The sequence below is a fragment of the Mucilaginibacter sp. UYP27 genome (genome assembly GCF_040547175.1).
Taxonomy (GTDB): Bacteria; Bacteroidota; Bacteroidia; order Sphingobacteriales; family Sphingobacteriaceae; genus Mucilaginibacter.
In genome coordinates this window covers 1728555-1749732 of the sequence record NZ_JBEPPE010000001.1, presented here as the reverse complement: position 1 = coordinate 1749732, position 21178 = coordinate 1728555, and the positions used below count along the sequence as shown (strand labels likewise).

General features: G+C 39.0%; 24 protein-coding genes and 1 tRNA gene. 11 read left to right on the top strand and 14 right to left on the bottom strand.

Translation table 11 applies throughout. The features are described from left to right. Positions 1-1451: 1451 nt before the first annotated feature. The 3 genes from ABIB39_RS07770 to ABIB39_RS07760 are packed head-to-tail and all read right to left on the bottom strand — an operon-like array spanning position 1452 to position 3009. Positions 1452-1979 carry a hypothetical protein gene (locus ABIB39_RS07770; protein WP_354428758.1) on the bottom strand — a complete coding sequence of 176 codons (528 nt, stop codon included), beginning with the start codon at positions 1977-1979 and terminating at the stop codon, positions 1452-1454. Next, positions 1969-2244, bottom strand: coding sequence for a hypothetical protein (locus ABIB39_RS07765; protein WP_354428756.1), 276 nt, complete (start codon positions 2242-2244; stop codon positions 1969-1971). Before ABIB39_RS07765 ends, ABIB39_RS07770 begins: the two co-directional genes overlap by 11 nt. A gap of 45 nt (positions 2245-2289) precedes the next feature. Further along, positions 2290-3009: a hypothetical protein gene (locus tag ABIB39_RS07760; protein ID WP_354428754.1), complete on the bottom strand. Its 720-nt coding sequence runs from the start codon at positions 3007-3009 to the stop codon at positions 2290-2292. A gap of 139 nt (positions 3010-3148) precedes the next feature. Here ABIB39_RS07760 and ABIB39_RS07755 point away from each other — a divergent pair, with 139 nt between their 5' ends. Further along, positions 3149-3391: a helix-turn-helix domain-containing protein gene (locus tag ABIB39_RS07755; protein WP_354428752.1), complete on the top strand. Its 243-nt coding sequence runs from the start codon at positions 3149-3151 to the stop codon at positions 3389-3391. Positions 3392-3412: 21 nt separating this feature from the next. Here the strand turns inward: ABIB39_RS07755 and ABIB39_RS07750 are convergent, their stop codons facing one another. From ABIB39_RS07750 to ABIB39_RS07705, 10 genes are all read right to left on the bottom strand, one after another. Beyond that, positions 3413-3898, bottom strand: a complete 486-nt coding sequence (locus ABIB39_RS07750; RefSeq protein WP_354428750.1) for a hypothetical protein — start codon at positions 3896-3898, stop codon at positions 3413-3415. 123 nt (positions 3899-4021) lie between these two features. After that, a complete protein-coding gene (locus ABIB39_RS07745; protein ID WP_354428748.1) occupies positions 4022-4267 on the bottom strand; it encodes a hypothetical protein in 246 nt (81 codons plus the stop codon). A gap of 12 nt (positions 4268-4279) precedes the next feature. Beyond that, positions 4280-4924 carry a hypothetical protein gene (locus tag ABIB39_RS07740; RefSeq protein ID WP_354428746.1) on the bottom strand — a complete coding sequence of 215 codons (645 nt, stop codon included), beginning with the start codon at positions 4922-4924 and terminating at the stop codon, positions 4280-4282. 325 nt (positions 4925-5249) lie between these two features. Further along, positions 5250-5618, bottom strand: coding sequence for a hypothetical protein (locus tag ABIB39_RS07735; RefSeq protein ID WP_354428745.1), 369 nt, complete (start codon positions 5616-5618; stop codon positions 5250-5252). Between the two features lie 262 nt (positions 5619-5880). Continuing rightward, entirely contained in the window at positions 5881-6117 is a 237-nt protein-coding gene (locus ABIB39_RS07730; RefSeq protein ID WP_354428743.1) for a hypothetical protein, read from the bottom strand. A 153-nt stretch (positions 6118-6270) separates the two neighbouring features. Beyond that, entirely contained in the window at positions 6271-6600 is a 330-nt protein-coding gene (locus ABIB39_RS07725; RefSeq protein ID WP_354428741.1) for a hypothetical protein, read from the bottom strand. 120 nt (positions 6601-6720) lie between these two features. Continuing rightward, a complete protein-coding gene (locus ABIB39_RS07720) occupies positions 6721-8559 on the bottom strand; it encodes a hypothetical protein (protein WP_354428739.1) in 1839 nt (612 codons plus the stop codon). 102 nt (positions 8560-8661) lie between these two features. Continuing rightward, positions 8662-9063 (bottom strand): hypothetical protein, encoded by a 402-nt coding sequence (locus ABIB39_RS07715; RefSeq protein ID WP_354428738.1) that lies wholly within the window; start codon positions 9061-9063, stop codon positions 8662-8664. Positions 9064-9219: 156 nt separating this feature from the next. Further along, on the bottom strand, positions 9220-10122 hold the full coding sequence (locus tag ABIB39_RS07710; protein ID WP_354428736.1) for a hypothetical protein: 903 nt from the start codon (positions 10120-10122) through the stop codon (positions 9220-9222). Positions 10123-10176: 54 nt separating this feature from the next. Continuing rightward, positions 10177-11337 (bottom strand): tyrosine-type recombinase/integrase, encoded by a 1161-nt coding sequence (locus tag ABIB39_RS07705; RefSeq protein WP_354428734.1) that lies wholly within the window; start codon positions 11335-11337, stop codon positions 10177-10179. Between the two features lie 53 nt (positions 11338-11390). On the opposite strand from ABIB39_RS07705, the gene ABIB39_RS07700 reads away from it, so the two are divergent. The 9 genes from ABIB39_RS07700 to ABIB39_RS07660 all read left to right on the top strand — a co-directional run bounded on the left by ABIB39_RS07700 (position 11391) and on the right by ABIB39_RS07660 (position 18182). After that, positions 11391-11461, top strand: a tRNA-Phe gene (locus ABIB39_RS07700). Between the two features lie 782 nt (positions 11462-12243). Next, on the top strand, positions 12244-12858 hold the full coding sequence (locus ABIB39_RS07695; protein WP_354428733.1) for a PAS domain-containing protein: 615 nt from the start codon (positions 12244-12246) through the stop codon (positions 12856-12858). A 114-nt stretch (positions 12859-12972) separates the two neighbouring features. Next, the gene (locus tag ABIB39_RS07690; protein WP_354428731.1) at positions 12973-13332 is read left to right on the top strand and encodes a DUF1801 domain-containing protein; all 360 of its coding nucleotides are present in this window, start codon (positions 12973-12975) and stop codon (positions 13330-13332) included. 49 nt (positions 13333-13381) lie between these two features. Beyond that, the gene (locus tag ABIB39_RS07685; protein ID WP_354428729.1) at positions 13382-14554 is read left to right on the top strand and encodes a glycosyltransferase family 87 protein; all 1173 of its coding nucleotides are present in this window, start codon (positions 13382-13384) and stop codon (positions 14552-14554) included. 248 nt (positions 14555-14802) lie between these two features. After that, complete coding sequence (locus ABIB39_RS07680) at positions 14803-15771, top strand: glycosyltransferase family 2 protein (RefSeq protein ID WP_354428727.1); 969 nt, start codon at positions 14803-14805, stop codon at positions 15769-15771. Continuing rightward, positions 15752-16534: a polysaccharide deacetylase family protein gene (locus ABIB39_RS07675; RefSeq protein ID WP_354428726.1), complete on the top strand. Its 783-nt coding sequence runs from the start codon at positions 15752-15754 to the stop codon at positions 16532-16534. The genes ABIB39_RS07680 and ABIB39_RS07675 overlap by 20 nt, the downstream gene beginning before the upstream one ends. Before the next feature lie 99 nt (positions 16535-16633). After that, on the top strand, positions 16634-17617 hold the full coding sequence (locus tag ABIB39_RS07670; protein WP_354428724.1) for a 3-keto-disaccharide hydrolase: 984 nt from the start codon (positions 16634-16636) through the stop codon (positions 17615-17617). 150 nt (positions 17618-17767) lie between these two features. Further along, a complete protein-coding gene (locus ABIB39_RS07665; protein WP_354428722.1) occupies positions 17768-17899 on the top strand; it encodes a hypothetical protein in 132 nt (43 codons plus the stop codon). Between the two features lie 67 nt (positions 17900-17966). Continuing rightward, positions 17967-18182 (top strand): hypothetical protein, encoded by a 216-nt coding sequence (locus ABIB39_RS07660; RefSeq protein ID WP_354428721.1) that lies wholly within the window; start codon positions 17967-17969, stop codon positions 18180-18182. Positions 18183-18215: 33 nt separating this feature from the next. Here the strand turns inward: ABIB39_RS07660 and ABIB39_RS07655 are convergent, their stop codons facing one another. Beyond that, the gene (locus tag ABIB39_RS07655) at positions 18216-20408 is read right to left on the bottom strand and encodes an alpha-galactosidase (RefSeq protein WP_354428719.1); all 2193 of its coding nucleotides are present in this window, start codon (positions 20406-20408) and stop codon (positions 18216-18218) included. A 204-nt stretch (positions 20409-20612) separates the two neighbouring features. Between ABIB39_RS07655 and ABIB39_RS07650 the strand changes: the two genes are divergently transcribed. Continuing rightward, positions 20613-21167, top strand: coding sequence for a GNAT family N-acetyltransferase (locus tag ABIB39_RS07650; protein ID WP_354428717.1), 555 nt, complete (start codon positions 20613-20615; stop codon positions 21165-21167). The last annotated feature ends 11 nt before the right edge of the window (positions 21168-21178 follow it).

Genomic DNA, 21178 nt, shown 5'->3' with positions numbered 1-21178 from the left:
CCGGAGCGCAAAGAACAGATTTAACCATTCCCTCTTAAGCAACTCTTAGGAAATGGTTGAATATGGTTCTGTTTGCAATACTGCTAGCACTCTTAATCACATATAGTTAATTAACATCCGAAGAAGAACATATCATACTACACAAAGGTCCCGAGCGGCCGTTTACCAGTGCGTTGCTGAATAACAAGGCCGAGTGTGTTACGCTGTAAGCACTAAAATGTGTTACGCTGTAAGCACTAAAATATTTAACTATAAACTTCCGAATTAAAATTTAAATCGCACTGTGGCTGGCCGAATTTTGATGACGAAAGAGCCGGTGCCGTAAAAGGGAAACCCATGCTGATGGCCGCTGTACAGAAATACTGTGCGCTAATTGCGGTGCTCACCTGAGCCATGTTTAATAGGGAGAACACCTTACGCTAAATACCAGGCATTGCGCTAAATCAGTCACCATTTAATTTGAACTGGTTGACAAACTGAAAAAATAAGTCAGTGTGAACGTCCGCGGAGCCAGTAAAGTTTCAATTCCTGTCTATTTTTAGCGGGATTGTTTCTTTTTCCACATGGTGTCTTGTTAATTAATCAGTTACGAAAAGTTGACTTTTCTTCCTGTTAAAATGCAGGTTGAGTGGTTTTACCGTTGGTATTACTATAATCTTTAGGGCTGTTAACAACGTGTTTATATCCTGCAAGGACAACCCGTTTTTTATTTTCCGATTATCAATTTAACGCTTCAACATGTGGTAACCGCTTGTCTCTTAACAGATTGATTTTTTTGTCATGCCATAATAATATTGTCTTATTAAAACATATTGTGGACAACTTAGAGGGGATGTTAAAAACTTAGACTAACATACAAAGGCCTGTTACGCTATCTTTGAATTACAAGTTCTTACAGACAAGTTAATTTCGCGTAAGAATGAATGCTACCATTATAGTAAATGGTACTACTAAGAGATAAAGTGTAAGAACCTACTCTCTTGGTGAAAAAGGGAACTCCCCAATATAACGGGGTTATCCGATATAGATGAAACAGTACTGGGAACTAACCTAGTATTCGACGGTAAAATTCCGTCCGGCCTTCTTAAGACCTCAGGACTCGTACTCCTGGGGTTTTTTGTTACAACAAAGCTACACGGTCACTGACACTTGTACAAGTATATTAATCAATACTTTTAAACACGATAATAGTAGCAACTATGCATGATTAGCGTCTTTTATAACATCTTGTTGAAAACTTGTACAAGCTCTATACTCTGTAGCTGTATTATCACTATCATTATTGGTTCAATAGCAACTTCCATTTTATTACTCTATATAGTACAGCTATTACTATCGACTTGTACAATAACAGACACAATATCAATATTACTTGTATCTGCTACTGCACTTTATCTAATCAAATTTGAATACGATTCTTCAGAACGCTACTTTATTATCATTGACCAACATCAACCAACCATTTCGATACGATCAAACGACTTTGGAGATAAATTAAAATTGGTACCATCCCATGTAGCTTCACTGCTCGCCAAACGAAATGTATCTCCTTGATTCCATTTGGTTTCAATAATATCTTCTATAAGGTCACTTAGTATGACCGTTTCGCCTATAGCAATATCAGAAGGTATTAGATACGCAGCAAATGGCGATTCAAAATGATGAGGGTAATAAAATGTAAAAGGAATAACAGTATTATTTAGCGACTCTTCTTTGGCAACTAAACTGGCATCATCTGTTTCGCCAAAAGGATTTGAAAAACCTGTTGGTTCAATTTCAAGTATATAGTTGTCATCTCTTAAGTCATGTATAACGTTAATCTTGCCTGTTACTTTATCTTGCACTACTGCATACTTGCTTTTGATTTTAGGTGATGGTACTACCGGCTTAACTAAAGGCCAGTAGCCTTTTGCAACTGCATCGTTAATCGCTTTCTCGCTTCTTGCAGTTTTTATAACTCTTAGCTTCTTATCGTTCATTGGTATTGTATGTGATGGTTAGGTTACTTTGATTAAGGTCGACTTTTAGGCAAGTGTGCTCGTTGCTTTTTACTAGGCTTATCAATTCATCATCCTCGAACAATGACGTATCATAAACAGTACTTTGGCAATGATCGCACATCTTACCTTTTAATAAATCAGTTTGGCTTAGTTCTTCCCATTGCTTTGACAATGGACAGTGCAGCTTTTTTAAAAATGCGTTAGCATCTGTGTACAATTCTTTTGTAATTGGGTTGTATTTCATTCAAAATAAAAGACCCTACCAAAGTAGGGCCTTAAGTAAATGTAGTTAATTTTCCTTGTAATTGAGGATTTCAAACTGATAGCCATTGTACTCAATATCAAGTTTCTTTTCAGCTATAAATCGATGTGCATCGGCAGATCCATCACTAGTAAATCCTTGACCACCCTCTTCGTCAAAATACGAATCATATTCATTTTTTGAAAACACTAATTGGTCTTTGTAATAGAATTTAAAAGACTTTTTATTTGAACCTATTACTAACTTCCCAAAGCCTTCGCTAATCGGCGTATATCGCATTCGTGTATTATTGTTTTCAATTGTTTTCTTGTAACAAGTGCAGTTACCTGAATAGATAATAAAAGTAGGGTTTACATCAGGATTCATTTGTTTTTGGTTCGCATTTTCATCTTGTAGTTTCGACAGCGAGTTCGTTGGCTGTGGATTTTGGGATTTGTAAGAATTATTTGTGGTTATTGCGGCGGCCTTCGCTATCCTTTTTTGATTCCATTCATATATTGAGCCGATTCCACATATTATTAAAACTGCAAAGAAGATCAAAATGACGATACCCGCAGTACCTAAACTTTCCTTCTCAGTTGCGACTGTATGGGCAGAAGGTTTTGTGTTGTTGACGATGTCAATCTTTCCATTCTCATTAGGTTTTATTCTAAGCCCGCAATTTGAACAGTCGAAAGAGATATTTTTATCTACATATGCACGCCATGCCTTTCCGCATGATGGGCAATTAAAATCCATAATTGGCATTGTGATAAGTTTAAGGTATCAGCAGCCCTAACTGACAGGTTCGTAATCATTGTAGCGGACATACTACAACGCTAAATTAAGAATTTACTTAGTTATAACTAAGTAACATGTAAGGTTTGTTTTTATTCTTTCGTTGTTGATGGCAGCGAATCTTAAAACAGATATTGAAGCTTATGTAATTAACAAGGTGAAGGAGAAAAGAGAAGCTTTCAAGCTTACTCAATCAGAACTCGCTGTTCAATTAGATTTATCAGATGGGTTCATTGGACAGGTTGAAAGTTCCAAGTTTCCTGCTAAGTATAACCTAAACCATCTCAACAAGCTTGCTGTAATTTTCAAATGCTCTGTTAAGGATTTCTTGCCGGAAGAGCCATTTAAGTAAGAGCCGAAGCCCTTACTATAGTTAAGCAACCGCTCTCATTTGTTTTCTTTTAACACCACTTGCTTTATAAGGGAGTTGCTTAAATACGTGGTATTTATTGCGTTCTTCAATGTATTCATAAGCATCAGAGCATGAATTGAGAAGCCAGTCGGTCCGTATAGCCATTTCGATATTTATGGCTCCTGATTGTTTTGTTGTAACTGCGTAGAGTGCTCTGATAAACCTCGATGTAATATTGCTTAGAAGCTCATTGTTTTGAACTTGCTCTATTCCAAAATGGATAAAGAATGAACTGTCATTTTCTGCTTCTAATCTGAGATAAAGCAACGGATTAACAAACTCATGGGCGATGTAGCCGGTGCTGGTTGGGTTATCACTTCTTATAAGCGTATAACGTAACTCATCTTGCTCAATGGTGCAAAGCATTTGTTTTGCTTTTCTAAGTACTTTGTGATATGCCTTCACGACTGCTTCATTGTAAGGTGACTGGTTTTTTAGTTTTCTCATTATGTATTTGGTTTGGAATTGTGTTTAAATGAAAAATGCCTGGTGAATCTCACCAAGCATTTGTAATGTTGTTTGTAATGCAATTAGGCGCAGTAACCTTTAAGAAATAAGGTTGGAATAGATTTACCCTTGCGGTTCAATCTCTCCCATATAATTGCTTATATCGCCAACCTGCACTTCAAGCATGCGTTTGATGGGCACGAAGTAGGCCGAATCGTGATATTCCTGGTCGTCGGATGCATTGTGCAACAAACATTCTTTTCTGAACCAAGTGTATTCCATTAGATCCTGTACCCACGGCCATAGAACTAAAACATAAACGCTATCGCCTGGCGTCTCTTCAACAAAAGTTAATTCTGCTTTATTCATTATATTAAGGTTTTAAAGTGTGTGGATGTATTGAGGTTTTTGATAGGCCAATACCGCTGTATAGAACGCTGCAAGCGTTGGTTGTTTAGTAACCTCTCTAATGTATTGGGCTAAGTGAAACTCACGGAATAACGCTCTTATAGCGCCCTCGTGTGGGCAGTTCTCAAATTGATAGGTAACGTTAATATCGTAAAGCAGATCACATTCAATATCCCACCAAAACGTCTTCGTTAGGAAACTGTAGATGGTAAAAGGATTTTCATTATCAATTTTAAAGTTACGTTCATAGCAAACTTCACCCGAGTTTGCGTATAGCTGCTTAACTTTTTCAAGCACCAGTTCATATTGAATAATCCTTGTATCAATGGTTTGTTTAAGCTTATTCGGGTGTGATAAGTCACTAACTCTTCTCCATCGTTTTGAGATAGGTCTAACTTTTGTGAATGTAGGTGTCGTTATTGGTTTTTCAGGCTCTTCATGGTACTCTTTCATGGGTTTATGAGGGTTTTTAAGTGTCGATAATGATGTGAAATTGGTTTGGAAAGTTTCAAATGGATTGCGATTAGGCAGCATTCTTTGGAATTTGGGATATGCTTTACCATCTCTTGCGAAGGGAAGATATGTGGCGCGTTCATGACAGCCTGGCTGTGCGAACATCACGCTATATATAGCTTTTCCCTTCGAGACAAGGTAAGGGGGTCAAATCAGAGCTACAGGTCTGTTTAAAACACACTCAGAATATTTTTGAGAGAAGTGTTTTTCTATAGGAAAGGCAACTTTATATTGAAGCCCCAGGGGGGCGGCTTAATGGGGAGGGGCATGTTTGTATTTAACCTAAATTGTCGCAGTTGAACATCACCAGACTTCTTTCTTAAAGGTTACTTTTCGAAGCCTACCTTATAAAGAATTAGGGTAAACAGCACTTAAAATGGCTACAGAGAGGCTTTAAACAAAAAAAGCTGCACTATGGCAGCTTCTTTATTTATATAGAGAGATGATCTAAAATATTTTGTGTGACTTGTCCTGCTATTTCGTGTGTGAGATTGATATTCTCAGGCCTTTGACCCAACATTAATAACATCACAAAGCAATTAACTAGTGAGGCTACTTGTTTAATAGAACATTTACCATCCTCGAAAATAACATTATTAATCTCTATCAAGTTTCTGAAATCTTCATTTTCAGGTTGTACGCGGGACATTGCTAACGCCTCAAATGGCGCTAAGATATTATAGATAAAACTGCGTAATGTTATGTCTGTAACATCACTATCTGAAAGGTTTGATAATCTCGTAGTAGCCTTAGTGGTTAAAAATAATTGCGCGTTTGTTAGCGTTTCTGTGGTGTTCATTATAATTATATTGTTTCATATTTACTTCAATTATCTAATGTGCAGAGGGAATCTAAAAACAGCTGAAAGAAACAACAAACTATCAAATCGGCTATTCATAACATACTATCTTCCAGCTGTTTATTAACATAAAGATACGAAAATAAGACTGATTTAGCAAGTGAAATAGTTTACATTAGTTACTTGAAATACTTGCATATATCAATACTCTCGCCCTCTTTTTTAAAAGGTACTATTCGACATTCTATTCCTTAAGCTATCACTAAGCAATCAATGGTCTAGTAACCTTTTCTAGCCTAAGTATAAACTCAATTTGCCTTTCTAAATGGCCTGTCAATTCTACCCATTCTAAAAACCGCTCCTTACCAAGCAATATTTGATTTGTTGCAGTGTTCCAATATCCAGCATCAGGCAATAGATTTGATGATTCAGCTACTTGTATACTAATTACCTGTTTACTTAGCTTATCAAAGAAGGAGATGGTATGTTTTGATGCCACAGGCGTAATAATGGTGCACACAAAGGTAAATATTAAATCTTCAAAAATATTTCACAGGAATGGTACCTGATAATGAATATGGTAGATATGCTATCCATTATAACATCAGAAATATATTAACCAAGGCTACCCAAAAGTAGCCTTGGTTTTATTTTATGCATAATTTACTATCTTTCTATAAAATATGGCTCCCTCGTATGAAAACGAATCCTCAACTGTTAATAAGTCGAATCGATATATCTTAGCTCTTTCAGCTACTTCACTGGGTACAACGTAATATTTCTCGTGATTTGGATCGGGTTTTGGTAAGCCTAACACTTTGCCAATTTTTTTAATGAATATAGGGGCACCTCCTACTTTACTAACTTGTTCGAACTGTACTGAATCAAATCGGGCCTTGCCGACTGATGGTAAGATTATTAAAGGACTACCTGATGTATTGGTTAATCCTACGTCTTTACCTGTGTAATTTAGTATTTCCATTGTGGAATATATGTTAGATGTTTAAATGTTTATTTAAGTACTTTTAAGGCATTTGCGACACTTAGAAAAAAGGGGTATAAAACCCCTAATTCCAAATGTCGTGTAGCAATTATTACGTTTTTACTTTTTGTTATATATAGCCAATATAATATATCCTTTTACCTCCTTTCCTTCTGCGTTTCTTCCTATCGTTGTACGTGATGATATCTGACAATATTCTCTTAATAATTTGACCCCTGGGGTAAGTAACTTAAGGCCATTGTCGGTTAAGCAGTTTCGCAACCTATTGACAATGGTTCCCGATGAGCACTTTTCACCTTCTGAAAAAGCATCCTCTATTGAATTAACAAAGCCAAAGTGTGTTTTCTGACCGACTAACTCTTTCTCTTTTATAGCTTTACGAATTTTAATATGGTCAAATCCCAATTCTTTGGCTACATCAAGACCAATTTTGTCAAAAGCCACAAAAACCTCCGGGTACTCTTGTTGCATATCTTTTAATTGAAACTGCCACATAAAACCTAATTGATCTTCCATATCATACAGTGCCTTTATTTTTGGCATAACGACCTCAAATACGGTTTTCAAACGCTCTGCTGAACCAGCTTTGAATCTATCCCAATCGCTAAACTCATAGACCTCAGTAATAACGTTTAAATTAAAGTGTTTACCTGTATTGTATGATGCCGTCAAAGCATCAATCGACTGATAATATGATTTTACTTTTTCTTCGTATACATAGTTATCCTGCATGAAGTAGTTCTTGGTACCATCAGTATTTAAGTACTTTTTAAAAAATGAAAACCCCATCAACTCTTTAACCACTTCTCTGCCTTCTGATGTAGTAGAGCCATTATACCAGCTGGTTAAATATCCGTGAATAGTTTCCCACATATTGATATATGCAATACACGCCTCTTCTGTTTTGAAAGACACTTGCTGATCAATATTAGTTATGTGGAGTATTTCATTTACAGATTTGACACCTATTTCCTTTCTAAAACGCCCGACAATTTGTATAGCTTCACTTTGTGGATCTATCATGGTGTGGGATGCCATAGCCAGCTCAGTTATCATTATGATGGTCGGGTTTACAATACCTTCAATATCCACTGCGGAGAAGAACCTACTGGTGAAAAAGTTAAATTTTTGAAATGTGGCTATGTCAGTCGATAGATGCTTGAAACCATTAACGCGTAATTTATTCTTGCTCTCCTTTGCACAAAACACAGCACTCTCTTCAAGTATTCCCATAGCCAGAATTAGCGCCGCGATGGAATCAGTTGAGCTAAAAAATATAAAGTATTGCTCCCTGGGATTCTCCTCAATAAACTTTTTGAAAGTATAATGCACATTATTAGTGTGTATCAGCTTTAGTTTTTGTTTAAAATCAAAGTCGGGCTTGATGTAAATGTGTTTAAAACCCTGCTTAACAAAGGTTGGGTCAGAAGGAATTATAGGTGTTGCGGAAATAAACGCCTTATTTTGAAATTGAAAAAAGTCTGCAATCGGCAATATTATTTTGGCACGATAGCCAACATCCTGAACTGCTTTCTCGCATTCATCCCATAGCATAAAGCTGTGGGCGAAAATGTCGATATCCAACTCAGAAAACGCTTGTTTCACCTTGTAGTAAGACTCGGGGGTAGTTAAAATTTTCTTTGCCTTAACATCTGACTTAAGGTAGTCTATAATGGTGTCAACAGTTACACCCTCCCAAACGCCAAGAATAACCTTGCCATTTTTACCCTTGTTGTATTTTTTGCACTTTCCTTTGATAACCGGGAGGTTAGCTTCTATTATAATGCTATTTCGAGACAAATATTTTATCTCTAGCGTCGTTGCACCTATACCGGTCAGCATTTTAAACAGAATAATCAAGGATGGTATACATTCAATTATATCCTCTAAATACTGGCCCTCGCCAATATTAGGAAATGGTAGTAGTTTCTTTTTCATTTTTTGAGCATAATGATCCCTCAGCTCCTATTGGGCTTTAAAAATTTAGCAAAAGTGTTTTAAGATAAGGGTGGCAGATTTACCACCCTTATTTATCGGTAATTACTCGACGTTCATGCTTTTAATAATTTCATCAAAGCTTGGCACGTTTTGAATGCGGCCGGTTGCGTAGTCCTTTACGAAATCGTACATACCACACTCATTCAAAATTTGAAGATTTTGGCGCGTTTTGCCGTAGCTAAACCGGCACCAAATTATTTCCTGTCCATCGTCTTTCGACAAAGAAGGTTCGCCCGAGAGGCTCCTGCCTAACGCCATGTTATCAATCACGGTTTTAAGGTTGTCTACCCAAAACGGTTTAACCTTCTTTTGCCTTCTTAGACTGGCTAAGAAATCTTCTTGGCTAGTGTAGCCTTCAACGTCATTGTCGTTAAAAAAAACGAATTTACGAGGTTCCTTTGGGTCTTCAGAGCGACCTAACAGCTCATCAAGTAATTTACTCATGTGTTTGATATTTAAATATTTTAAACTTCAAACGAGGCCTCATTTTCCGTTTTGTGAGCTACAAATTTACCTAATGTTTAAAATGAGATTTTATGTCCTCAACCAATTTATAAAAAATATTTTTTTTATTATTTTGGTCGAGCTAATTAAAAAAACTCATGCCTTTGTGTAACTACGCTCGTAAATACGACGAAGATCTTTAGGAGAAATTACTTCTTTAATATCAGTTAGTTTAATGACATAATCACCTTGGTAGAAGCCGAAAATGTTTAAATATACGTCTATAAATTTCGCTTGAGGGCCAGTAATTCTTATATTTCTCACACCCTTACTTGGCGGGAATTGTGGCAAAAGTATTAGATATGATAAAAGTTTTGATATATATATAGCGATTTTAATATCAGCATCTGGTTTAAATCCACCTAAACCTGATTTTAATTTTTCATTCATAAGAGCAAGGGTGACAGGTTGTTTGTAACCTTTCCATAAGTACCATTTTTGTCCGAATCCTTCAGCAGTCTCAAAGTAGTATTTTAAAACAACGTCGCAAATGCGTTTAAATAATTCCTTAGAATTATTAGCTTGAGGTAAATTATATTTGTGACTAACGTTTCCTATTTTTATCGACATTGATAACTTTAGTAGATTTTCCTTATCTTTTAGTGATTGTACATTTAAAAAATCTACAAGTTTTGTAAACCAATCAAAATCACTATCTATGGCGTCCGACGTTAAAAAATCAAACTGAAAATCACGTAAAGCAGAGTAAATGAAAATTAATTCTTCGATTTGTTTTTGTAGATCCAATTTCGGTACTATCACCTTGTTATTTCTAGTTACCAGGTTCGCTAACATATTTTCTAGTTTCTTAATATCCGACTGACTCAAACCAAGTTTTGCCTTAACATCAGTGAAGATTGAAACCTCAGATGCAATTGCCATTTCATCACTTATACTGAGTCCACTCGCAAAACTTTCTAATCGCCCCCAATTTGTTTGGTCAATCTTAAATTCGACATCCATTTTTCCTGGAAACTTTTCGCTCTGAACAAATTTCATATTCATCACCAAATTTAAAAAAAGAAGGACAGTTACCCATCCTACTCTTAAACTTTATAGTTGAGGTGCTGCATCCCTAAGTTCCTCGCTGTTAAATTCACCAAGGCTTCGGAGATACTTAAGTGTGACGATTATATTAGAATGCCCTAGGAGCTTTTGGAGAAGATAAACATCTTTCGTCTTTCGGTAAACTTCGATGGCAGCGGTGTGTCGAAATGAATATATAGTTTGGTTTTCGAATATCAATCCTAAGGCGAACATCTTTTTATAGGCTCTTGACCAGGTGGTATTGAAATAGGATTCGTTAAAAGGCTCATTTGTTAAGCTAAAAATATTATCCTTCCTACCCAACTCGGAAAGCACGGGTAGAAGTACCTCGCGGGCGTAGTCAGGAATATAGACTACTCTAACTTTGCCACCCTTGTTATCACCGCCTGACAGGTGAATCTCCGTCCAATCTTTTTTAAAATCTTCGAGTGTTAATAGCCTAATCTCTTCATGGGGTCGGAGCCAGGAACTATAAGTAAGTAAACAGCATAAGTAAAGATTGGGATAATGGACTTTTAAATAATTGAGAATAGGTTTTAGTTGTGTTTTATCATAAGCCTTGTGCAGTTTTGCTTTTGCTTTCCGACGTTTTGTTTCCTTCACGGCCTTTACTTCTATATTATCAAGCCTACCAGCAGCAGAAAGTATTACTCCTAAATTTCTACGCTTGTTCATATAATATGTTCCAGAGGAACCAAACTGTGATAGAAATTTCTCTATTCTTACAGATGTTATTTCAATTATGGCTCCTTTTGCTTCATCGGCAAGGATGAAGTTTCTAAATTCTCTATAGACACTTTTTAAATCTCGTTTATAGGTTTTACTTAAATCTGAGCGTAATTTGTTCTTGATCGCCTCAAACATCAACTTTATAGCAGATAATTCCACTTCGGATTTTTTTGAAGTTAACTGTAAAGATTCGATGTTAATTACCGGATAACTTCCAGCATCTAAAGATTTATGAAGCTCAAATTGAAGCTTCTTAAGCAATTGACCCTTTTCTTCTAAAGAACTTGCGCGGTTGGGATTGATTTTAAGCCCAACATTCTTCCCATGATACTCTTTTTGTATTTCATCATTAAAGTAAAACGTAATATAAGAACGATGTTGAAGATTATCGTTGGTAACAATTTTTGGTTCCGTGTAATTTGTGATTTGTAAAGACATCTTGGCGCACTTTTGGCGCACTTATTACCTAAAATCGTAAAAAACGGCTTTTAAGCGCTTGTTAAGTTGGTAGAGCAAAGGACTGAAAATCCTTGTGTCGCTGGTTCGATTCCAGCTGGCACCACACCTTAAATTAGAAAGCCTTTAGTCGAAAGATTAAAGGCTTTTTGCGTTCTTATTAGTTAGAAAGTAACTCGCATGTAAATGTAACCGAAACAAATCATCGGTTAAATGGAACTGCTGTTTTACCGCTTCATAATTTCTGAAGTTTACAACGGACTTGTATGCACCCACCCGGGATAATTACGTATCTGAAGCTGGGGGATTTGATATCCACTATTTCAGTTAAACGCTTAAAGTAATTTAAGTGGAAGTTGCCGGTAGAAAACTTGGTTATGACGCAACAATATAATTTGTTATGCGTATAACCGTACTTTATATAACTTATGAATTTTTTAATATACTTTGCAATCTTCTTTTTGGCGATTGCCATACTCCTTATATTAGCAATATTATTCTTTAGCTTTCTCAAGTTAATTAAAAGGAAATATTATCCAAATTGGAAGTTCCCTGATTATGTTAGCGTAGGGTATGCGGAATATTTATATCATAAATATATTAAGAGAGACTTGAAGTAGAAATTTAACAATTTTTACGTTTATTAAAAGGTTTTATCTGCCGATTTACTATATCACAAACCACTATAGCCATCAAAAACCCAAAGCATTAACTCCAACGCCAATAACGCTTTACGTTGGGTAATTATTTTATTACCATTACAGCCGGCCCTCCTGTTTCATGGGCATAATTATTGCCGCAAGTTTAATACACTTTTTTTGGTAACTTAAAAGCTGCCGGGATGCCGCTAAATAATTAAAGCATTTTATAATATTCCATAATAATATCATGCAGCAAAATACCGAGATCATCTCATTTTTAGCAGATTCTTCTTTTTTTTACTCTATAGGTATAGGAATGGATGGCAATTACACTTATGTCAGCGCTAATTATGACAGGAATTTCGATTTTTTGAATGAATCTTTACTTGGGAAAAATTTTTCTATCACCCTTCATCCCGATGACATCGCTATTTGTGAAGAAGTTGGGGGAAAGTGTTTTGCAGAACCAGGCCGGCTTTTCCCGGCCACCTTACGCAAGCACGATGGGAAAGGCGGTTTTGTTGTTACCCAATGGGAAATGAAAGCCTATTTTGATGAAGACGGGCAACCAGGCGGCATATTTTGTATCGGCTATAATATTACAGAGTATATGGATACAAAATCAAGATTAGCTGACGCAAATTCGGAACTGTCAAACAAAGAAACGAGGCTTCAGGAAATCGGTTTCATTCAATCCCACCTCGTTCGTAAACCGCTGGCAAATATCATTGGGCTGGTCAATATCATTAATACCATGGATGTAAGTAAAAACATCAAAAATCTGAATGACATGTTATTAGAAAGTTCCGTTGAATTAGATGGTGTAATTAAATCCATCTCTAATAAGACATCATCGGATTAGCATTATGAAAACGGTAGGTGGGAGCCAGATGTGTGGATAACACTCTTTAGATATATTACTTACAGAAAAAATTTATCTTATATCTGTGGGCAGATCTTTACCTTGCTCCTCCCCATGCAAACGCCCACCCTCGAATCCTACTACCTAACCAAGCCCGAGCCTTACCAAAGCTGCCTGCTGGCTTTGAGGGATATTATTTTGCGGGTAGATGGTGAGGTAATTCACGAACGTAAATTCCAGATCCCGTTCTTTACCTACAGGGGCAAAAAGCTGGCCTACCTATGGCTTGATCGTAAGAAACTTAAAATGGGGTTCTGCCTTGATAAAAGTTTGCAACCTATACAGGAGGGCATCAAACCAAAAGACCAGTATGAATCAATCCTGATAGATCCTAATGAAGATTTCCCGGTAGAACTTATCTTACAAAAACTAAGCGATTATATAAACCAAATAAAAACCGATAGCTTGTTTTAAAGGATATAAACCAAGTTTGTATCTTAGCGGGCACTAATCCCCTAAACTGATGAAGCAAGCGCTTACCCGGCTTATTTATAATAAGCCTTTTGTGTACTCCTTATGGTTTGGCGTGTGCCTGCTTTTGGCTGTTAAAGGGTTATTGACGCAGCAATCCGTCAATAATTACCTCATATTTAAGCATAACTTTTTAAACACCATTCACCAGCAAAGCCTGTACGTTCAGCAGCCCGAATTTTATTACGACCGCAACCATTACGGGCCCATATTTTCGCTGATCATCGCACCGTTTGCCCTATTGCCGGATAATATTGGCGTGGTACTTTGGGTAGCGTTTAGTGCCTTTATATTATTTAAAGCCATACAGCTGTTACCCCTGGGGCCAAACAAGTATGTGATTGTTTTGCTGCTTTGCGCTAACGATCTTGTGGGGTCTACCATTTACTTTCAGTTCAATCCTATTATTGCAGCGCTTATAATCCTTAGCTTTAATTTCATTAAAAGGAAGCAAGATTTTTGGGCTGCGCTGATGATAGCCCTGGGTACGTTCACCAAACTTTATGGTATTGTAGGCCTGGCGTTCTTCTTCTTTTCGGATAACAAACTGAAATTTATTGCCAGCTTTATATTTTGGTCGGCAGTGTTATTTGTGTTGCCGATGGCTATCTCATCGCCATCGTTTATCATACGCACTTATCACGATTGGTTTTATGACCTTATTGCCAAAAATGCGGAGAACGAGGCCTCTAAAATGCAGGATTTTTCGCTGATGGGAATGATCCGCAGGTTGTTTAATTATCCTGCTTTAAACAACCTGTTTGTGATAGCCCCCGCATTAGTTCTTTTCGGCCTATCTTATTTGCGTATCAAATATTACAAAACCACCCAATACCAACTGCTTATCCTGGCATCGGTATTAATTTTCACCGTAATATTTAGCACATCGGCCGAGTCGGCAACTTTCATCATTGCTTTCGCGGGTGTAGCTATCTGGTTCATGAATTTGGACAAACTTACGGGCTTCGAGATCTTCCTGCTGGTTTTTGCCATTATCTTTACCAGCTTTGCCGCGTCTGATCTTTTCCCAAAAACCATTAATAAAATCTATATTCAGCCTTATCGATTAAAGGTGCTGCCCTGTTTCTTGATTTGGCTTAAAATAATTTATGAAACCTTATTCCGCGATTTCTCGCGCCAACACCTCGCCGAAAAGCATGCATAATTAGCTATCGTAAAACAAATGTCATTTAAATAAGTAGCCGCCTTTTGCAGGTGCTATTATCGTAATATTTTTATATTTGTAACGTAAATGTTACGCTAATTGATTGTTGTATCATTCCTGTTATAAAAATGATTATTTTAAAAAAGCAATGTAGCGTTCCAACTTAAATTAGCGTAACATACTTATTACAATTACCAAGCGACTACAGAAATAACCGATCACAATTATCCCCTAACCTATTGTTTAACATGGCATCCCTTGTAAAAAAGAAGATCTCTATTGTAATCCCCTCTTACAATGAAGAAAAAAACATCGCTTTTTTGATTGGACAGATCAACGAGACGCTGATGCCCACCGACTATGATTTTGAGCTTATTTTTGTTGACGACGGAAGTAAGGATAATACCCTTAACGAACTGAAATTTAATGCAGAACTGCATCACAACATTTACTATATAGAACTTTCGCGAAATTTTGGTAAAGACCACGCGCTTAAAGCAGGCATTGGCATGGCAAAAGGCGATGTAGTTATAACCATGGATGCAGATATGCAACACCCGCCCGAGATGATCTTAAAGATGCTGAACTATTGGGAAGATGGTTATGATATTGTTTACACTTATCGCCAAAACGCAAATCCGCATGCCAAAGGTTATCAAAAGGCAACATCAAAAATGTTTTATAAAGGCATCAACATGCTGTCGGACATTAAGCTGGAAAATGGCACCGCCGATTTTAGGCTTATGGATGAAAAAGTGGTAAAACAATTAAAGCAGATAGATGAGTACGAAATATTTTTACGGGGAATTATTAAATGGACGGGGTACAAACAGCTTGGCATCCCTTATACCCCATCTAAAAGGCATACCGGCGAAGCCAGTTACTCGTTTTTTAAGCTTTGCAAACTGGCTATCAGAAGCATCACCACGTTTAGCGCCCGCCCGCTTTACCTTGTAAGCGGTGTTGGCCTAACTTTTTCTACGCTTGCTATTCTCTACATTCCGTATGTGCTAATAAGTTATGTTACCGGTAATGCTGTTACGGGTTGGGCATCTATTATAGCTACTATAGCGTTTTTTGGCGGCCTGCAACTATTGGTATTAGGTATTATAGGTATCTATGTAGGTAAAATATTTATGCAGTCGAAAAACCGCCCTAATTATATCATCCGTTCCACCAACCTTATGCTTGTTAAAAATGATCTTGTTGGGGTTTGATGTAGAAGAATTTGACATGCCTTTTGAATACGGCAAATCGCTCCCTTTTGATGAGCAATTAGCAATTTCAACGGCCGGCACTGCACAAGTGTTAACCATGCTGCAGGCCGCCGGTATAAAAGCAACCTTTTTTTGCACTGCTAATTATGCCATCCATCAGCCGGATATGATCCGCAGTATTGTTGACCAGGGGCACGAAATAGCCTCGCACGGATATTATCATTCCAATTTTGAGACAGCACATTTAAAAGAATCAAAGCTTAAACTCGAAGAAATTTCGGGCACACCGGTAACCGGCTTTCGTATGGCGCGGATGATGCCGGTAGATGAGGCAGAGATTGAAAAAGCAGGGTACACCTATAACTCATCCCTTAACCCTACCTGGCTGCCCGGGCGCTATAATAACTTTGATAAACCGCGCACCTGGTTTTACGACCATAAGGTTTTACAGATCCCGGCATCAGTATCGCCCCTGGTTCGGATCCCTCTGTTTTGGCTCAGTTTCCATAACCTGCCCTTACCGTTTATTAAATGGTTGAGCAGGGCTGCTTATAAAAAAGATGGCTATTTAAACTTGTACTTTCACCCCTGGGAATTTACTGACCTGAACGATAAAGATAAATTAGGCCTGCCCGCATATGTCACCAAAAACTCCGGAGAACCATTTGTAAACCGGCTGAAAGATTTTATTGGCTGGGCGCAGGGCAAAGGATATGCTTTTGGTAGAACCTGCGATTTTGCGGATGGTATAAAAAACACCTGATAACGGTTACTTAAGCCACCTTGCATACACCGTTAATGCGCACCACCTTTTTGTATTGCCAATTTAGTTTGTAGATTTATCATTCAATATAAACCATTTATGAAAAATACACCTGTTTCAAAGCCGGGGCTTGTTGCCCGCTTTTTCGGCATTAGCCTGTTGGCGTTAACCTTAATTTGTGGTATTAAAGCTTCGGCACAAACCGCTGTAATGGCTAAAGATCCTGATGTGATTGGCCGCTGGGATATTACTATGGAGAAAGACGGTAAAAGCATCCCATCGTGGTTAGAGGTTCAAAAATCGGGCACGCATACGCTTATTGGCCGTTTCACTTATGCTTTCGGGAGTGCCCGCCCTATTTCAGAAGTTAAACCTGCCGGTGGTAAGTTCAGCTTTTCTATCCCGCCGCAATGGGAACAAGGCGACCGCAATATGGATTTTGAATTTGACGTAAGCGGCAACAGCTTAAAAGGCACCATGGTTTATACCGATGGCAAAAGTTACAACTTTACCGGTGTACGCGCGCCTGCACTTATCCGCAGTAAAGCACCGGTATGGGGCAAACCCATTCGCTTGTTTAATGGTAAAGACACTAAAGGTTTCCACACCGATGGCAAAAACCAATGGATTGTGGAGAATGGCATTTTACGGAGCCTAAAATCGGGCGCCAACCTTATCAGCGATAAGAAATTCAATGATTTTAAACTGCATATCGAGTTCCGTTACAAACAGGGCAGCAACAGCGGCGTTTACCTGCGCGGCCGTTACGAGATACAGGTGATAGATACCAAGAGCGGCGAACCAGAGCCTATCAACAATCAATTCAGTTCGGTATATGGATTTTTGCCGCCAAACAAAATGATGGCTAAAAACCCCGGCGAATGGCAATCATATGATATTACACTGGTTGGCCGCATGATAACCCTTTCGGCTAACGGCACCGAGGTTATTACCCGCCAGATTATACCCGGCCTTACCGGTGGCGCTATGGATAGCAAGGAAGGCGAACCAGGCCCATTATTCATTCAGGGCGACCACGGCCCTATAGATTACCGCAACATTGTGATAACCCCTGCTAAGTAACCGGCTAACTGTACACTTATTCGCTATATTTATGAAAGGGCTGTCTAAATAATAGACAGCCCTTTCTGTTTTCTGTACATCAAATTAAGGCATTTAGGTTGATCAATATTGCCGGATTAAAATTGGCACGGATTTAGATTAACCCTTATCATGAAAGTTGTACATATCAAAACAATCAGCACCGTAAAAACAATAGAGGCTAAAGTTATAAGCTTGTTCAGGAAAAAAGCATTTAGCCTGCGCGCTTTTAATCAACAGCAATTTACAGGCTTTATTGCCTGATCTATATATACCATCTACCTATGGAAAATAAGCTTCTCACAAGGGGCTTTTTTTATGAGTAACAATTATGAGCACCAAAGTAACTATATCATACTACTGTTTTAACAAAGCCTGTTTTGGCTCGGTTTATAACCATAAATATGCACAGGTGCTTCGGTTACCTTACGAGCTATCTACCTTTCGCCAAAAACATACCTGCCTGTTATGCTGCTCTAACTTAATATCTCTTGTAGACCTTGATATAAGACAGGTAATGGGCGATGGCATATCATTAGCTGCATAATCACCTCTTAACTCTACTTATTTAGAATACCATTTACTGCACTTCGTCCAGCTGGATCACCACGCTGGTATGGTAAGAGTTTACCTGCGGGTTGATGCCTACATTCATTAAAAAGTCTCCTTTGTATTTAGGTTCAGTTTCCAGTACAGTGCCTGTGCCGGGGTAAAGGTTTATCTCCTTCACTGAGTAGGTTTTATTAGGGTCGAGGCCTTTGAAACGGATAGGCACTTTGGCACCCGCATTATAACGGTTGTTCACCAAATAATTAAAAACCACAGCCTTTGATCTTGCATCGTTTACATACATCAATGATGCTACGTCGTTTGTCCACGGGCTTTGCAGGCGATATTGGTCGCCGTGCCAGATCACATCTTTTAGGGCATCGTAGTTTTTGAGGGCAAGATGGGCGTAAGCCAGTTCCTGTTCGCTTAGTTTACCTACTACAATATCAAAGCCCATTTTACCCATCATAGCCACATCTATCTTAAATTTAAGCGGCTGTTTACCCCAATCTGTAACGTGGTTAGAGCTGGCTATCGCCGGGAAGAAATAAGAATACTCCCATTGGATAAAGATGCGTTCCAACGGATCGGTATTATCGCTTGGCCAGTACTCTGTAAAATATTTAAGCGCGCCATAATCAACCCGGCCGCCACCGCCAGAGCAAAGCATCAGCGGTACTTTAGGGTATTTAGCACGCACCCTATCCAGCACTTTATAAAGCCCGCGAATGTAATCGGTGTACAGGTTCGATTGATCCTTCTTTAAGTAAGCCGAGTTAGCATTATAAATAACCGCGTTGCAATCCCATTTAATATAGGCAACTTTCGGGTTTTTGGTGAACAGGTTATCAACCACGCCGAATACAAAATCCTGCACCTTAGGGTTGCTCAGGTCAAGCACCAGCTGGTTACGAAAATACTTTTCGGGGCGGCCGCTTTCCTTGATCACCCAATCCGGGTGGGCTTTGTAAAGATCGCTGGCGGGGTTAACCATCTCAGGCTCTATCCAGATCCCGAACTTTACGCCATTTGCATCCGCCTCTTTCACCAGCGAACCAATGCCATTTGGCAGTTTCAACTTGTTTTCCTGCCAGTCGCCAAGGCCTGCATTATCGCCATTGCGGGGGTGGTTATTGCCAAACCAGCCATCGTCAAGCAAAAACAGATCAACGCCAAGCTTTTTGGCATCCTTTATCAGCCCGGCAAGTTTCTGCTCGTTAAAATCAAAGTAGGTAGATTCCCAGTTGTTAAGCAGTGTAAGCCTGGTGCCTTCGCCGTCCACAATTTTATATTTGCGTGCCCAGCGATGCATTTTGCGGCTGGCATCGCCTGTACCGTGGTCGCTGTAGGTATAAACCAGTGCGGGGGTTACAAAATCTTCGTTAGGTTTTAGGTGATACTCGGCAGCGGCGTTGTTGATGCCCGCAATAAGCCGCAGGTAGTTTGACGGCTCGGGGCTTAGCTCAAAATCAACCCTAAAATTCCCAGACCATTCCAATGAGCCCAGCAACACTTTGCCTTCGTCCTCGGTAGCGGGTTTATCCATCGATATGATAAAAGTAGACGGCTCGTACAGGTTGGCACGGGTGCCCAGTTTGCTGTCGATGGTTTTAATGCCGTGGGTAAGCTTGCTTTCTTCGGGCTTCATTTCTGATGCCCAGTTGCCGTGATATTGTTTCAGCCAAAAACCATCAGCCTTAAAATTAAGGTTGGCAGACGCAAATTTGTTAAGCGTAACCACCCCCTTCTCGTTATGTTTTATTACGCTCCATTGCTCGGTAACGTCCTCTTTAAAAAATGTTTTATAGTATAGCTTCACCTCGAACGGGTAAGCGGGATCTTTAAGCGTCACCGTTAACAACGACACGTTATCATCAACCTTGGTTACGGCGTGGCTTACATATTGCAGGACCAGCGATTTATTGCCATCGGCATGGGTAACCGTAATGGCAGGCTCTGCAAGGTTGGCCGATCCCGACGGCGTGTAAGCAACATCCAATATGCCCGAATCATCATTTGGTTTGTACATTTTTGCAATGCCTGCATACTCCTTAGCATCGCTAAGTTTGGCGCCGAAGTAAACCATCTTCAGGTTTTTGCCGGCATCGGTCTGTAACACCAGGGCATTGTGCTGGGTTTCTACCGGGATGGTCACTACTTGTGCATTGGCTATGAAAGAGGCCGCAATAAGGCATGCGGTGAACAGGTAATTTTTGCTTCTCACGTTGGATAAATTGATTGTATTGGCTATAGGCAATATTACGGTAAAGTAATTTGTAATTATTGCGCGCAAATAAATTTATCATTTTTGCACAATACATTACCAATATCGCTTATTAAATTGATGGGTAAATTTAGCCATTATAGTAACTTTTATAATGGACAAAAACTATAATATGATGGACATTCTTGTTAATTTACACCACCCATGATACGACAAGCAACCCCTGCCGACGCACCTGCCATATCCCGCCTTATTGCACTGGCCATGGGCCCGCTTGCCGCCAAATTCGCCAATAGCGATGACCCTGCAAAAGCACTCGAACTATTTGAACGCTTTGCCCGGCTAACCGGCAATCAATACAGCTACACTAATATTTTAGTTTGGGATGAACAAGGCGAAACCACAGGCATGATCATGGCCTACGACGGCGCAAAACTTGACGACCTGCGCAAACCCTTTTTAGATTACACCCGCACCCAATTTGGTTTCGCCGGTACACCCGAAGGTGAAACCCAGCCCGGCGAATATTACATCGACTGCCTTGCGGTATTCCCCGGCCACCAAGGCAAAGGCATCGCTAAAAAACTGATCACCGCCTTGTTTGGCCGTGCTAAAGAATTAGGACACCATACCGTTGGCCTGTTGGTAGATAAAGGCAACGATAAAGCTAAAAAGCTCTACACCGATCTGGGTTTTACCGAGCAAGGCGAAAAGCGATTACTGGGCGGCACTCATTACCATTTGCAACGCCCGGTATAACAGCCAAACAT

Coding starts and splice junctions, on each gene's coding strand:
- ABIB39_RS07725 (WP_354428741.1), bottom strand. CDS start 6,600: ATGGAAATACTAAATTACACAGGTAAAGACGTAGGATTAACCAATACA.
- ABIB39_RS07670 (WP_354428724.1), top strand. CDS start 16,634: ATGAAAAATACACCTGTTTCAAAGCCGGGGCTTGTTGCCCGCTTTTTC.
- ABIB39_RS07690 (WP_354428731.1), top strand. CDS start 12,973: ATGCAAACGCCCACCCTCGAATCCTACTACCTAACCAAGCCCGAGCCT.
- ABIB39_RS07740 (WP_354428746.1), bottom strand. CDS start 4,924: ATGTTCGCACAGCCAGGCTGTCATGAACGCGCCACATATCTTCCCTTC.
- ABIB39_RS07675 (WP_354428726.1), top strand. CDS start 15,752: ATGATCTTGTTGGGGTTTGATGTAGAAGAATTTGACATGCCTTTTGAA.
- ABIB39_RS07695 (WP_354428733.1), top strand. CDS start 12,244: ATGCAGCAAAATACCGAGATCATCTCATTTTTAGCAGATTCTTCTTTT.
- ABIB39_RS07720 (WP_354428739.1), bottom strand. CDS start 8,559: ATGAAAAAGAAACTACTACCATTTCCTAATATTGGCGAGGGCCAGTAT.
- ABIB39_RS07680 (WP_354428727.1), top strand. CDS start 14,803: ATGGCATCCCTTGTAAAAAAGAAGATCTCTATTGTAATCCCCTCTTAC.
- ABIB39_RS07705 (WP_354428734.1), bottom strand. CDS start 11,337: ATGTCTTTACAAATCACAAATTACACGGAACCAAAAATTGTTACCAAC.
- ABIB39_RS07650 (WP_354428717.1), top strand. CDS start 20,613: ATGATACGACAAGCAACCCCTGCCGACGCACCTGCCATATCCCGCCTT.
- ABIB39_RS07750 (WP_354428750.1), bottom strand. CDS start 3,898: ATGAGAAAACTAAAAAACCAGTCACCTTACAATGAAGCAGTCGTGAAG.
- ABIB39_RS07710 (WP_354428736.1), bottom strand. CDS start 10,122: ATGAAATTTGTTCAGAGCGAAAAGTTTCCAGGAAAAATGGATGTCGAA.
- ABIB39_RS07735 (WP_354428745.1), bottom strand. CDS start 5,618: ATGAACACCACAGAAACGCTAACAAACGCGCAATTATTTTTAACCACT.
- ABIB39_RS07760 (WP_354428754.1), bottom strand. CDS start 3,009: ATGCCAATTATGGATTTTAATTGCCCATCATGCGGAAAGGCATGGCGT.
- ABIB39_RS07665 (WP_354428722.1), top strand. CDS start 17,768: ATGAAAGTTGTACATATCAAAACAATCAGCACCGTAAAAACAATAGAG.
- ABIB39_RS07660 (WP_354428721.1), top strand. CDS start 17,967: ATGAGCACCAAAGTAACTATATCATACTACTGTTTTAACAAAGCCTGT.
- ABIB39_RS07770 (WP_354428758.1), bottom strand. CDS start 1,979: ATGAACGATAAGAAGCTAAGAGTTATAAAAACTGCAAGAAGCGAGAAA.
- ABIB39_RS07745 (WP_354428748.1), bottom strand. CDS start 4,267: ATGAATAAAGCAGAATTAACTTTTGTTGAAGAGACGCCAGGCGATAGC.
- ABIB39_RS07685 (WP_354428729.1), top strand. CDS start 13,382: ATGAAGCAAGCGCTTACCCGGCTTATTTATAATAAGCCTTTTGTGTAC.
- ABIB39_RS07755 (WP_354428752.1), top strand. CDS start 3,149: ATGGCAGCGAATCTTAAAACAGATATTGAAGCTTATGTAATTAACAAG.
- ABIB39_RS07765 (WP_354428756.1), bottom strand. CDS start 2,244: ATGAAATACAACCCAATTACAAAAGAATTGTACACAGATGCTAACGCA.
- ABIB39_RS07715 (WP_354428738.1), bottom strand. CDS start 9,063: ATGAGTAAATTACTTGATGAGCTGTTAGGTCGCTCTGAAGACCCAAAG.